Origin of the sequence: Micromonospora sp. LOL_025 (assembly GCF_048060285.1) — a bacterium.
Taxonomy (GTDB): Bacteria; Actinomycetota; Actinomycetes; order Mycobacteriales; family Micromonosporaceae; genus Micromonospora.
Window position 1 is genome coordinate 1 of record NZ_JBHMIR010000010.1, and the last position, 11,397, is coordinate 11,397.

An 11,397-nucleotide genomic window follows, 5' to 3' on the forward strand; every position below is an offset into this window, starting at 1 on the left:
CCCGTCACCGGACTGCACTTGACGAACCGCCGCCCACCCTCGACGAACTCACCACCGACGAAGTTGCGCAGGGTCGGCGGGTCGGCGCTCGGGTGGCCGTCGCGCAGGCTCACCGGCCAGGATGACTCGGGCATGGTCGGGTGTCCCTTCCGGTTCAGGTGGTGGGTTGGGTCCGCTCGCTGCCGGGGTCTGCGACGAGCGCGACCACGGCGGCGTCCACGGTGGGTTGGCCGGTCACGGCCGCGGCGGCCTCGTCGGTGACGACCAGGACGGTGGTGCCGACGCCGACGTTCAGGGGGTCGACGGCGACGAGGTCGGGCCCGTCGCCGCGCGGGCGGACCAGGACGAGCCGCTTGCCCTGCAACGCCGGCAGGATGCGGTCGGCCCACACCTTGCCGACGACGTCACCGAGCACCATCGGTTTCTCCCCGCAGGCCGGCGATGACCTCGCGGATGCGGGCCGGTTCGGGCGCGTCCAGCAGGGCCGCCGTGGTCGGGTGGGGCTTCGGGTAGACCTGGGAGCTGCGCAGCTCACCGTGGGCGCGGATGGCGGCCTCTCCGGCGGAGACGGCCTGGCGTACGGCGGCGAGGGTGCCCCGCACGGCGACCGCGAGGTAGCCGCTGGTGACCCGTTCCACGGCCACGCACCGGACGTCGGCGGTCTTGATCATGGCTTCGATTCCCGCCGAGAGCGCCACCAGGCCGCGTGTCTCGACGATTCCGATCGCGATGTCGGAGGACATGTCTGATTCTCCTTACCCGGTTGTCAGTTGCCGACGAGGTCAGGCTCGGCGGCCAGCGCGCTCACCGCGTCGCAGGGGCTGGCGAAGACGATCGAGCGCACCGAGCGGCTGCGCGTCCGGGCGGTCTCCTCGCCGATGTCCACCGCCTCCTCGACGGTGGCGAGGTCACCGCGTACGGCGACCGCGACGATGCCGCCGCCGAGGCGTACGACCTTGGTCACCTCGACCTCGGTGGCCTTCACCATCGCGTCGACGGCGTCGAAGATGGGGGTGAAACCCTCGGCTTCGACGAAGCCCACGGCCACGTTTCGCATGTCTGCTCCTTGCTCTGGTTGCGGGTCGGCTTCGGTCAGGGACGCTCGGGCAGGTTCCAGGACAGGACGGCGGCACCGGTGCCCCAGATCGGGCCGTACGCGTGCAGCTGCGCCGGTCCGCTCGCGGCGCCGGTCCCGGCGGCGAACGCGAGGGCGCGGAACTGGCTGTCCGCCTGGGCCTGCCGGGCGTAGTCCTCGCGGATCGCGAGCGCCTCGTCGACCTTGCCGGCGGTGAGCAGGTCGAGTACGCGGGTGTTCCACTGCTCGTGCGCGGGTGCGCCGATGTGGTCCTGCCCGGGCTCGATCCACTGCTGGATGAGTCCGGAGGACAGGCCGCTCACCACGACGACGGCGGCGCGTACGCCGGCGTCGCGGGCGGCGGCGGCACCGGCCCGGCCGACGTCGGCGAGGGTGTCGGCGTCGGCGTACAGGTTGCAGGAGACCTGCGCCCAGCGCAGCTTGCGCTCCGGGTCGAGCAGCGCCGAGGTGACGATGGTCCCGGCGTCGATCGGGAAGCCCTCGTAGCGGGTGCGGCGCGCCTGCTTCCCGTCGGCCTGCACCCGGTCGGCCCAGCGCTCGCTGAACTCCACGTCGAAGCGCAGGTCGTAGCGGAGCAGGCCGTAGTCGTAGGCGTACCAGTTCTCGTCGACGTGCTCGCCGCGCGGGTTCGGGTCGCACTGGAACTGGTGGCCGAGGACGGTGAACCACTGCGTGGACAGCAGCAGGACGACGTCCGGCTCCAGCCGGCGCAGCCGTTCGCCCACGTCGCGCGCGGCCGAGGCCAGCGCGGCCCAGCTCGGTGCGGGTTCCTTCGCCAGCAGGTGGGGCATGCCGGGCAGGAGTGCGCCGGCGACGATTCCGGTCCGGTCAGCCATGGGGGCTCCCCTCGGGCAGCCACTCGACGACGGCGTTCCCGGTGCCGATGATCGTGCCGTAGCCGAGCACGTCACCGGCGACCTTGGGCCAGCCCATCGCCGCGAGCAGCCAGGTGAGGCTGCCGGCCTTCGTCTCCGACGCGGTGGCCTCGATGTGTTCGGTGATGAGTTCCCGCAGCGGGGCGGTCGGTCCCCGGCGGATCGCTTCGAGCAGCTTCATGTCCCACCGGTACTGGTGGTTGTTGTACGGGTGTTCGCGTTCCATGTCCTCCGGCAGCTCCGGCTCCTCGTGCCAGTGCAGGTGCGACAGGGAGTTGGAGGCGAGCAGCACGGCGCGGCGGCCGGTGGCCTCGACGGCGCGGCGGGTGGCCTCGCCGAGCACCTCCATCTCCTCCAGCGCCGCGTCGGAGTAGAAGTACGGGTTGTTGTTGGCCGACAGGGAGACCACGGGGATGTCCCAGGCGGGGTTGGCCAGGTGCAGGGCGCCGATGGTGGCGTAGTCGACGCGTACCCGGGGGTCGCGCATCGCGCGGGTGACCAGGCCGAGGCCGCTGGCCTCCTCGACGATGGCCTCGCCGAGTTCCACGTCGGTGCGGAAGTCGTAGCGGTACCGGAAGAGGTGCGGGAAGATCGGCTCGACGGAGATGCCGCGCGGGTTGGGCGCGCAGTTGACGTGGTGGCCGACCATCGTGATCCAGTGCGGGGCGTGCACGATCAGCACGTCGGGTCGGTGCACCTCCTGGATGCGCTTGCGCAGCCGCTCGTAGGCCCAGCGCAGCGTCTCCCAGCCGCCGGTGGAGCGGGGCTCGTTCTGCGGCGGGTTCTCCGCGTAGATCAGGTGGGGCGGGTGCGGGCTGAGGCAGCCGGCGACGATGCCGGCCCGGGCGGGCGCGGCCTGCGGGGCCGGGGCGTTGCCGGCCCCGCCACCGGTGCGGGGCCTGGTGGTGGCCACCGGCACCCGGAAGACCCGGCTCATGACCGCCCCTCCCCGCTGAGGACGCGCACGTACGCGCGGTGCTCGGCGGTGGCGCCGAGGATCTGCATCCCGTCGTCGTCGAGGGCTATCTCGTCTGCGGCGAGCGCCGTGTCGTGGCGCAGCCAGGCCCGCAGCGGTGCCGGGTGCACGCCGTGCAGTTCGACGAGACTCTCCTCGGCCAGGCCGCTGCCGGGCGCGACGTAGGCCAGTCGGCGTTGGCCGCGCCGCCCGGTGTAGGCGGGTTGGTCGGTGGTGGAGAGGCGCAGCCAACTCCGCTCGTCCCGAAGCCGCTGGCGCAGGTCGGCGGTGGCGGTGCGGTCGGCCTCGCCGTCGCCGTCGAGGACCACGCCGTAGCGCCGGCGGGCCTCGTCGCCGGTCAGGTAGTCCTGGCGGACGTCGTCGGCGACGGCCTCCGGCGCGCGGTCCAGCGGGTCACCCCAGCCGCCGCCACCGGCGGACTCCATGACCAGTACGTCCCCGGCGCGCATGGGGAAGCCGGCGATCTTGCCGGGGGTGTCGAAGTCGACCCGTCGGCCGTCGGCGCGGCGCAGGTACGTGACCGTCGGGGCGCCCGGGCCGCCGTGGCGCAGCCCGTACGGGGGGACGGTGGTGCGGTCGGTCTGCACCGAGTACGACCCGCCGCTGGCCAGCAGCCGGGTCTCCCGCCGGCTGCCCAGGCCGCCGCGGTGGGTACCGTCTCCGCAGGAGCCGGCGCGCAGCTCGCAGGCCTCGACCAGGATCGGGATCTCGGTCTCCAGCCGCTCGACGGACTGGATGGTGGAGATGTCGCCGAGGTCGACCGGATTCATCGCGCTGGGGCCGTCGGATTCGAGGAATCCGCCGTTGCCGCCGGCCGGGTAGTCGTAGTAGAGGTAGGGCTGACCGGTGTGCTCGTCCACGCCGCCGATGAGGTTCTGGAAGGTGGTGCCGAACTGGTCGGCGGCGATGAGGTCGGGTGCCACCTGGCTCAGCGCCGCCATCACCGCGGAGATGACCCGCTTGCGGACCTCGCTGTGGGCGTTGGCCGGGGCGGGGTAGCTGACGTGCACCACCGTGCCGGGCTCGGTGAGCACCCGCAGGGGCCGGAACGCCCCGTGGTTGACCAGCCCGCCGGGGTCGAGGGCGGACTTGACCGCGATGAACACGCCGGCGACGGTCATCGCCCGCGACGAGTTGACCACGGCGGCGACCTGGGTGGAGGAGCCCCGGAAGTCGGCTTCGATCTCGTCGCCGTCGACGGTCAGCCGGCAGCGGACGATCGCGGCGTCGTAGTCGCCGTCGGTGTAGAGGTCGAGGTAGTCCTCGTACCGGTAGGTGCCGTCGGGCAGCGACAGGATCATGTCGCGCAGCCGCTGCTCGGTGCGGTCCATGTTGGCCGCGACGCAGTCGAGGATCAGTCCGGTGCCCCAGCGGTCGACGAGTTCCCGCAGCCGTCGTTGCGCGGTGTGGCAGGCGGCGATGCTGGATTCGAGGTCGCCGCGGCGCTCCTCGGCCATCCGGACGTTGGCGAAGAGGATGTCGAAGGCGGCCCGGTTGGGACGGCCCTCCTCGATCAGCCTGATCGGCGGGATCCGCAGCCCCTCCTGGAGGATCTCGGTGGCCTGGCCGGACACGCTGCCCGGGGTCATGCCGCCGATGTCGGCCCAGTGCATCCGCACGCAGGGGAAGAGGAACAGCTGCCCGTCGACGAAGACCGGGCTGATCAGGGTGACGTCGTTCAGGTGGCTGCCGCCCCGGTACGGGTCGTTGACGATGTAGAGGTCGCCGGGGCGCATCTCGGCGGCGAAGTCGGCGAAGATCTCGGCCACCGAGGCCGGCATGGCGATGACGTGTCCCGGCATGTCCCGGCCCTGGGCGACCATCTGCCCGGAGGGGTCGAAGAGTGCGCAGGAGAAGTCCTGGGCGTCGGCGATCACCGGCGAGTGCGCGGTACGGAAGATCGTCTGCCGCATCTCGCGGACGATCGAGATGAGACTCTCGGTGACGACTTCCAGGTCGATCGGATTCACGGTCATGCGGATGCCTCACTGATTCCGGTGTCGGTCCGTGTCTTCCGCCGGAGGGGACCTGGACTGGTCGGGGCGAGTGGACCACCGTGCGCTGGACCATCATGTGGTCCTAGAGTTATATTATGAAACCTAGCAGCCGGAAAGGCAGGGAAGCAAGATGTCGTACGCCACTGACCCGACGCCCGACGAGGGCGTCGCCCCCCGCGAGTCGGGCACCCAGGCGCTGGACCGCGCCCTGGGCGTCCTGCTGGCCTTCCGGGGTGACGCCGTCGAGCGCAAGGTCAGCGACGTGAGCCGGGAACTGGGCCTGCACAAGTCCACGGCCAGCCGGCTGTTCCGCGCGCTGGCCGACGCCGGCTTCCTGCAACGCAACGAGGAGAACGGCACCTACCGCCTCGGCGTCGCCGTCTTCGAGCTGGGCGCCCGCTTCCTCGCCGGCATCGACCTGCACGCGCTGGCCCGTCCGCTGCTGCACCAGCTCGCCGAGCGGGAGGGCGAGAGCGTCAACCTCGCCGTCCTGGAGGGCTCCGACGCCATCTCGCTCTACGTCGTGCAGGGCACCCGCAACGTGCAGCTCGTCTCCCGCCTCGGCCGGCGCATCCCGCTGTGGTGCAGCGCGGCCGGCAAGGCGCTGCTCGTCGACCACGACGACGACGCCCTGCGCGCCCTGCTCGCCACCGTGCCGTTCACGGCGATGACCAGCAACACCATCACCGACCTGGACACCTTCGTGGCGCACATGGACACCGTGCGGCGGCAGGGCTGGGCCCTCAACGACCAGGAGAGCGAGCACGGGCTGCGGGTGGTGGCCGCCCCGGTGCGCGACCGGCGCGGACGGGTGACCGCCGCGATCAGCATCTCCGGGCCGATCTTCCGGTTGGACGACACCCGCACCCGCGAACTGGCCGACGCCGCCTGCCGCACCGCCGCCGAGCTGTCCCGGCAGCTCGGCCACGGCTTCGGCGACCGCTGGGGCGACTGACCGCGCCGCCCACGGGCCGGTAACCGCGGCTCCCCGGCGCCGCGCCCGCATCGCACCGCAGAGGAGCTGGCGGCCCTGGACGGCGCGCTGCCGGCGGGTGTCGCTCTGGACGCCGCGTGCCCGGTGCCGGCACGGCATCGGGTGCCGGAGCGGCGACCGCCGGCGGCGAGGCGGGACGTATCCCGTCAGAACCGCTCCTGGGTGACCTCGGGCAGGACCCGGACGTGCAGCATCCTCGGCCCGGTCACCGGCAGCAACTCGTCGAACGCCGCCTCGGCGCTCGCCTGGTCGGTGACCGTCCAGGCCGGCACGCCCAGGGACCGCGCCACGGCGGCCAGGTCCCGGGCCGGGAACCGGGCCAACGCCGGGTCGACCCCGCGCGGGGCGAACTTGCGCACCTCCGCGCCGTAGCCGCCGTCGTCGAGGACCACCAGCAGCACGGGTGCCCCGACCCGGGCCAGGGTGTCCAGCTCCCCGAGGCCGGTGAGCAGGCTGCCGTCGCCCTCGAAGGCGACCACCGGCCGGTCCGGGCGGCCCACCCCGGCCCCGACGGCGTACGGCAGGCCGACCCCGATGCTGCCGAACTCCCAGGGCGCGATGAACGCGCGGTCCACGGCCGGGGAGTCGAGCAGCAGGTTGGGCCAGCCGCCGAACTGCCCCACCCCGACCACCGTGGTACGCCGGGCCGGAAGCCGCCGGGCGCAGATCCGGATGAACGCCCGGGGGTCGATCCCCGCCGCCCCCTCGACGAACTCGATGCCGTCGAACGGGTCGGCCGCGGCGATCTGCGCAGCCAGGGCGGGGCTGCGCCAGTCCGGGCGCTCGCGCGGGGCGAGCCGGGCCGTCACGGCCCGCGCGGTGACCGCCGCGTCCCCGACGATCCCCGCGTCGACGGGCCACCGCGCCCCCAATGCCCGCGCGTCGACGTCGACCGCGACCACCCGCGCGCGGGGAAAGAGCGCGCCGTGGTCGGCCGTCCACCGGTTGAGTCCGGCGCCGAACGTGACCACCAGGTCCGCCTCGGCCAGCACCCGCCGGGTCAGCGGGCGGGCCAGTCCCCCGGCCACCCCCAGGTGGTACGGGTGGCCGGCGAAGAGCCCGGCGGCCAGCACGGTGGTGGCGAGCACCGCGCCGCACCAGTCGGCGAGCCGGCGTACGTCGTCCGCCGCCGCCTCGGCGCCCCGCCCGGCGAGCAGCACCGGGCGGCGGGCGGCGACCAGCCGGCCGACCAGCTCGGCGACCGCCGCGTCGGTGGGCGCCAGCGACGCGGGCCGGTACGCGACGACCGCCGGCGCGGGCACGGTACCGGCGGGCACCGGTTCGTCCTGGAGGTCGATGGGGACGTCGAGGACCACCGGGCCGGGCCGTTCGGCGGCGGCGCGGAACGCCAGGCCGACGTCGCGGGCCGCCGTGGCCGGCGCCGTCACCGGCACGAACGCCCCGGCGGTGGCCAGCGCGAAGGGCTGTTGCGGGAAGCTCTGCACGTGCAGCGGGTCGCCGGGCGGGGTGTCGCCGGCGATCAGGACCAGCGGCGTGCCGGCCTGCCGGGCGATGGTCAGCGCGGCGCCGGCGACCGCCAGGCCGGGGCCCTGGGTCACGGTGACGACCCCGCACCGGCCGGTGGCGCGGGCCCAGCCGTCGGCCATCATCACTGCGGCGTTCTCGTTGCGGGCGGCCACGAACCGGACGTCGTGCCGCTGCACCAGGTCCGCGACCAGGAACATGTTGGCGTCGCCGAGCAGCCCGAAGATCGTGTCGACCCCGTGCGCCACGACGGCGTCGGCGATCGCCTCGCCGGCCCTCACCGGGGGTCCCGGGCGAGGTAGTCGCCGGCGGGGCGCAGCGCCACGCTCAGCGCGCCGAGGTAGGAGTCGTTGGCGGCGGCCTCGAACCGGGGGCCGGCCAGGCGGGCGGCCCGCTTGGTCATCGACCGTCCGACCGCGGAGGTGGCGAGCAGCCGTTCGGCGATCCCGGTCGCGGCGTCGGCGAGCCGTTCCGGTTCCACCACCTCGGTCACCAGGCGCAGGTCGCGCAGCTCGTGGGCGGGGATCCGGTCGCCGAGCAGCAGCCAGCGCTTGGCCAGGTCGGCGCCGACGAGGTCGGCGAGGATCGCCATGCCGCTCCAGGTCAGCGGGATGCCGAAGCCCACCTCCGGGAAGGTCGCGAAGCAGGTGTCGGCGGCCACCCGCAGGTCGCTGGCCAGGCCGAGCACCGCGCCGGAGCCGATGGCCGGGCCGTTGAACGCCGCGACGGTGGTCTGTTCCAGCCGGTACCACCGTTCGACCAGCTCGGCGGTGCGGCGCTGCACGGACATCGTGGCCCGGGCGTCGAGGGTGGCCAGCTCGTGCAGGTCGGTGCCGGCGCAGAAGGCGGTGCCGGCGCCGGTGAGCACGACGACCTCGGTCCTGTCGTCGCGGGACAGCTCGTGCAGCACGTCCTCGAAGCGCGCGAGCATCGCCAGGTCGAAGCTGTTGCGCCGGGCGGGCCGGTTCAGCGTCACCCGGGCCAGTCGCCCGTCGCGGTGCAGCAGCACGGATTCCTCGGCGCGGTGTGCGTCGGTCATGGGGACTCCGAGTTCAGTAGGGCGCGGTCGACCAGCGCGGCGGCGTGGCCGACGTACGACAGCGGGTCCAGCAGGCCGGCGAGTTCCGCCGCGGGCAGGGCGGCGGCCACCTCGGCGTCGGCGCGCAGCGCCTCGGCGAACGGGCGGCCCTGATCGAGGCTGTCGCGGACGATCCGCATCACCAGGTGGTGGGCCTGCTCCCGGCCGAGCGGGCCGGCCAGGCGCAGCATCACCGCCTCGGAGAGCACGAGCCCGCCGGTCAGGTCGAGGTTGGCGCGCATCCGGTCGGGGTTGACCCCGAGGTCACCGAAGACGTCGACCAGTCGCTGCAACGCGCCGCCCAGCAGGATGAAGCACTCCGGCAGCAGCTTCCACAGCGTCATCCCGACGCCCATGTCCCGGTCGTCCTGGGCGACCATGGTCTGCAACGCCAGGGGCACCTGGGCCCGCAGGGTGCCGGCGGCGGCGATCACCGCCTCGCAGCGGATCGGATTGCGCTTGTGGGGCATGGTGCTGCTGCCGACCTGGCTGGCCCGCTGCGACTCGTACGCCTCGCCGACCTCGGTGCGGCCGAGGAAGTAGACCTCCCTCGCCAGCTTCTCGGCGCTGGCCGCGACGAGGCCGAAGACCATCAGGCACTCGGCGAAGCGGTCCTGGGTGGCGTGCCAGGGGGTGTCGGCGACGCCGAGCCCCAGGTCGGCGGCGACCGCGTGCTCCAGCGCGAACGCCTGGGCGCCGTAGCCGGCCATGGTGCCGGCCGCGCCGCCCATGCTGGTCACCAGCAGCCGCTGGCGCAGTTGCCGCAGCCGGACGCGGTGCCGTTGCAGTTCGTCCTGCCACACCGCGCAGCGCAGGCCGAACGTCGTCGGCAGCGCCTGCTGCCCGTGGGTGCGGGCGGCCATCGGGGTGGCCCGGTGCCGCAGCGCGAGCCGCCGCAGCGTACGGACCAGTTCGTCGACCTGCCGTTGCACGATGTCCAGGCCGTCGCGGGCCCGCAGTACGAAGCCGGTGTCCATCACGTCCTGGGTGGTGGCGCCGAGGTGGACGTAGCGACCGGCGTCGCCGGGGCAGGCGGCGGTGAGCGCGCGCACCAGCGGCACCAGGGGGTGCACGGTGTCGGCGGCGTCGGCGGCGAGCACCGCCGTGTCGAGCCGCTCGACGCGGGCGGCCTCGGTGATCGCCTGCGCGGCGGCGGACGGGATGATGCCCAGGCGCGCCTGGCCCCGGGCGAGGGCGGCCTCGACGTCGAGCCAGGACTGCATGAGCTGCCGGTCGTTGAAGACCCCGCGCATCTCGGCGTTGCCGAAGAAGCTGGTGACGGTCAGCGAGTCCAGGAAGCACGATCCGAGCTGCATCAGCGTTCCCCCTCCGCGACGAGCAGTTCCCGGGCGGCCCGCCGGTCGACCTTCCCGGACGGCAGCAGCGGCAGTTCGGCGACGGCACGGATCAGGGTCGGCACCTTGTGCCGGGCCAGCCGTGCGGTGGCGCCGCGGGCAAGCCGGTCGACGTCGCAGTGCCCACCCGGGACGGTCACGACCAGGGCCGCGACCTCCTCCCCCCAGCGGGGTGACGGCACGCCGACGACGCACACCCGGGCCACGGCCGGGTCGTCGGCGAGCACGGCCTCGACCTCGGCGGGGTGGACGTTCTCGCCGCCGCGGATGATCAGTTCCTTGATCCGGCCGGCCAGGGTGAGGACCCGGTCGCCGGTCAGCGCGCCCAGATCGCCGGTGCGCAGCCAGCCGTCGCTGGTGATCGTGGCGGCGGTGGTGAACGGGTCGTCGGCGTAGCCGCGGGTGACCGAACTGCCGCGTACCAGCAGCTCCCCGACGTGTCCGGTGGGCACCGGGGCGCGGGTGGCGGGGTCGACCACGGTGGCCTCCAGGGCCGGCAGGACGCGTCCGACGGTGTCACCGGGCGCGCCGCAGGTCCCGTCGCCGGGGTCCAGGCTGATCGTCGGGCCGGCCTCGGTCTGGCCGTAGACGACCGCCACCCGGTCCAGGCCGAGCACCCGTCGGGTGCGGGCGACCAGCGCCGGGGTGCACGTGGCGCCGCCGAGGAAGCCGACCCGCAGCGACGACAGGTCCCAGCGTGCGGGGTCCCGCTCGACGCGGTCGGTGAGCATCGACGCCATCGTGGGTACGGCCTGCACCACCGTGCACGCGTGCCGCTCGATCTGGTCGAGCACCGGCTCGGTGCGGAACCGGCGGGTGGAGACCCACAGCGCGCCCGTCACCAGTGCCAGCATCGCCCCGCTGCCGAGCCCCGCCGCGTGGGCCAGGGGCAGCGGCGAGGCGATCCGGTCGTCCGCGCGCAGCCGGGCCGCCTCGGCCGTCCAGGCCGCGTTGGCCAGCAGGTTGCCGGCGCTCAGCGACACCATCTTGGCCGGGCCGGTGGAGCCCGAGGTGAACTGGATGTTGCAGGCGGCGTCCGGGTCTCCGACGGGTGCCGGGACGGTGCCGTCCCAGCCGGGCAGCCCCGCCAGCGCCGCCGCGCCCAGGTCCGCGCCGAGGACGTGCCAGCCGTCCGGGCGCTCCCCGGGCGGCAGCGCCGCCAGGGCCCGCGTGACGGTGGACGGGCCGTGCCGGTCGCGGACCCGCTCGGCGGCGTAGAGGCGCCGGGGCCGGCTGCGGGCCAGCGCCGAGGTCAGCTCGGGACCGGTGAGGCCGGGGTGCAGGGTGGTCAGGGCGGCGCCCCGCCAGGCCGCGGCGGCCAGCAGCACCAGCCAGGCCAGCCCGTTCTCGGCCCAGACCGCGATCCGGTCGCCACGGCCGACGCCCTGGGCCGCCAGGACGGCGGCGGCCCGGCCGGCGAGGTCGGCGAACTCCCCCGTGGTCACCGGCCGGGCCGGATCGTCGAAGACGTACAGGGCGCGGTCCGGCTGCCGCGCGGCGCGCTCCAGCACGGTGAGGTCGAGGGCTGGCGGGATCACGGA

The 11,397-nt window shown here is 74.2% G+C and carries 11 protein-coding genes; 1 reads left to right on the top strand and 10 read right to left on the bottom strand.

What is annotated here, in order from left to right:
* Positions 1–154 precede the first annotated feature (154 nt).
* The 6 genes from ACFHW0_RS15265 to ACFHW0_RS15290 are packed head-to-tail and all read right to left on the bottom strand — an operon-like array spanning position 155 to position 4,923.
* Complete coding sequence (locus ACFHW0_RS15265) at positions 155–418, bottom strand: EutN/CcmL family microcompartment protein (protein WP_416608154.1); 264 nt, start codon at positions 416–418, stop codon at positions 155–157.
* Positions 405–743 (bottom strand): BMC domain-containing protein, encoded by a 339-nt coding sequence (locus ACFHW0_RS15270; RefSeq protein WP_089000517.1) that lies wholly within the window; start codon positions 741–743, stop codon positions 405–407. Before ACFHW0_RS15270 ends, ACFHW0_RS15265 begins: the two co-directional genes overlap by 14 nt.
* A gap of 23 nt (positions 744–766) precedes the next feature.
* Positions 767–1,057, bottom strand: coding sequence for a BMC domain-containing protein (locus tag ACFHW0_RS15275; protein ID WP_089000518.1), 291 nt, complete (start codon positions 1,055–1,057; stop codon positions 767–769).
* 35 nt (positions 1,058–1,092) lie between these two features.
* The gene (locus tag ACFHW0_RS15280) at positions 1,093–1,932 is read right to left on the bottom strand and encodes a 2-amino-5-chlorophenol 1,6-dioxygenase subunit alpha (RefSeq protein WP_416608157.1); all 840 of its coding nucleotides are present in this window, start codon (positions 1,930–1,932) and stop codon (positions 1,093–1,095) included.
* Positions 1,925–2,908, bottom strand: a complete 984-nt coding sequence (locus ACFHW0_RS15285; protein WP_416608159.1) for a tRNA U-34 5-methylaminomethyl-2-thiouridine biosynthesis protein — start codon at positions 2,906–2,908, stop codon at positions 1,925–1,927. The genes ACFHW0_RS15280 and ACFHW0_RS15285 overlap by 8 nt, the downstream gene beginning before the upstream one ends.
* Positions 2,905–4,923: a hydantoinase B/oxoprolinase family protein gene (locus ACFHW0_RS15290; RefSeq protein ID WP_416608161.1), complete on the bottom strand. Its 2,019-nt coding sequence runs from the start codon at positions 4,921–4,923 to the stop codon at positions 2,905–2,907. The genes ACFHW0_RS15285 and ACFHW0_RS15290 overlap by 4 nt, the downstream gene beginning before the upstream one ends.
* Before the next feature lie 151 nt (positions 4,924–5,074).
* On the opposite strand from ACFHW0_RS15290, the gene ACFHW0_RS15295 reads away from it, so the two are divergent.
* Positions 5,075–5,899, top strand: a complete 825-nt coding sequence (locus ACFHW0_RS15295; protein ID WP_416608163.1) for an IclR family transcriptional regulator — start codon at positions 5,075–5,077, stop codon at positions 5,897–5,899.
* 185 nt (positions 5,900–6,084) lie between these two features.
* Here ACFHW0_RS15295 and ACFHW0_RS15300 read toward each other — a convergent pair whose 3' ends face one another.
* From ACFHW0_RS15300 to ACFHW0_RS15315, 4 genes are read right to left on the bottom strand one after another with little or no spacing between them, the layout of a single operon-like run.
* Positions 6,085–7,704, bottom strand: coding sequence for a thiamine pyrophosphate-binding protein (locus tag ACFHW0_RS15300; protein WP_416608165.1), 1,620 nt, complete (start codon positions 7,702–7,704; stop codon positions 6,085–6,087).
* Positions 7,701–8,462, bottom strand: a complete 762-nt coding sequence (locus ACFHW0_RS15305; protein WP_416608167.1) for an enoyl-CoA hydratase/isomerase family protein — start codon at positions 8,460–8,462, stop codon at positions 7,701–7,703. Before ACFHW0_RS15305 ends, ACFHW0_RS15300 begins: the two co-directional genes overlap by 4 nt.
* Positions 8,459–9,817 carry an adenylosuccinate lyase gene (purB, locus tag ACFHW0_RS15310; RefSeq protein WP_416608169.1) on the bottom strand — a complete coding sequence of 453 codons (1,359 nt, stop codon included), beginning with the start codon at positions 9,815–9,817 and terminating at the stop codon, positions 8,459–8,461. The genes ACFHW0_RS15305 and purB overlap by 4 nt, the downstream gene beginning before the upstream one ends.
* Entirely contained in the window at positions 9,817–11,394 is a 1,578-nt protein-coding gene (locus ACFHW0_RS15315) for a class I adenylate-forming enzyme family protein (RefSeq protein ID WP_416608171.1), read from the bottom strand. Before ACFHW0_RS15315 ends, purB begins: the two co-directional genes overlap by 1 nt.
* Positions 11,395–11,397: the final 3 nt, after the last annotated feature.

What these genes read in the sequence shown, in the direction of transcription:
- ACFHW0_RS15305 (WP_416608167.1), bottom strand. Translation starts at nt 8,462, where the DNA reads ATGACCGACGCACACCGCGCCGAGGAATCCGTGCTGCTGCACCGCGAC.
- purB (WP_416608169.1), bottom strand. Translation starts at nt 9,817, where the DNA reads ATGCAGCTCGGATCGTGCTTCCTGGACTCGCTGACCGTCACCAGCTTC.
- ACFHW0_RS15280 (WP_416608157.1), bottom strand. Translation starts at nt 1,932, where the DNA reads ATGGCTGACCGGACCGGAATCGTCGCCGGCGCACTCCTGCCCGGCATG.
- ACFHW0_RS15285 (WP_416608159.1), bottom strand. Translation starts at nt 2,908, where the DNA reads ATGAGCCGGGTCTTCCGGGTGCCGGTGGCCACCACCAGGCCCCGCACC.
- ACFHW0_RS15295 (WP_416608163.1), top strand. Translation starts at nt 5,075, where the DNA reads ATGTCGTACGCCACTGACCCGACGCCCGACGAGGGCGTCGCCCCCCGC.
- ACFHW0_RS15265 (WP_416608154.1), bottom strand. Translation starts at nt 418, where the DNA reads ATGGTGCTCGGTGACGTCGTCGGCAAGGTGTGGGCCGACCGCATCCTG.
- ACFHW0_RS15270 (WP_089000517.1), bottom strand. Translation starts at nt 743, where the DNA reads ATGTCCTCCGACATCGCGATCGGAATCGTCGAGACACGCGGCCTGGTG.
- ACFHW0_RS15275 (WP_089000518.1), bottom strand. Translation starts at nt 1,057, where the DNA reads ATGCGAAACGTGGCCGTGGGCTTCGTCGAAGCCGAGGGTTTCACCCCC.
- ACFHW0_RS15290 (WP_416608161.1), bottom strand. Translation starts at nt 4,923, where the DNA reads ATGACCGTGAATCCGATCGACCTGGAAGTCGTCACCGAGAGTCTCATC.